A 401-nucleotide genomic window follows, 5' to 3' on the forward strand; every position below is an offset into this window, starting at 1 on the left:
TTCCCCCCCTCTCTTCTCCCTCTCCTTTCTCCTCCCCCTCTCCTCCTCTCTCTCCTCCCTCTCTCTCCCTTTCCTCCCTCTCCCCCTTCTTTTCCTTCCTCCTTTCCCTCCCCCTTCCTTCTCTCTCTTTTTCTCTTCCTCTCTTTCCTTCTCCCTCTTCCCTTCCCTCTCCTCCTCTCTCCTCCTTTTTCTCTTCCTTCCTTCTTTCTCCTCTCTCTCCTTCCTCTCCCTCTCCTCTTCTTTCTCCTTCTTTTTCTTCTTTCTTTCTCCCTCTCCCTTCCTTTTCTTCCTCTCTCTCCCTTCTCCTCCTTTTTTCTTCTTCCCCTTTTTTCTTCTCTCCTCCCTTCCTTTCCCTCCTCCCTCTCTCCTTCTCTTTCCTTTGTCTTATACACATCTCCTAG

At 50.4% G+C, this 401-nt stretch carries 1 protein-coding gene; it reads right to left on the reverse strand.

Annotation, left to right across the window (positions count from 1 at the left end):
* The coding region (locus NS184_RS18985) for a hypothetical protein (protein ID WP_193750493.1) at positions 1-392 on the reverse strand (392 nt) is incomplete at its 3' end.
* Positions 393-401 lie beyond the last annotated feature (9 nt).

This window comes from Curtobacterium luteum, from assembly GCF_001475545.1.
In the GTDB taxonomy this organism is placed as follows: Bacteria; Actinomycetota; Actinomycetes; order Actinomycetales; family Microbacteriaceae; genus Curtobacterium; species Curtobacterium luteum_A.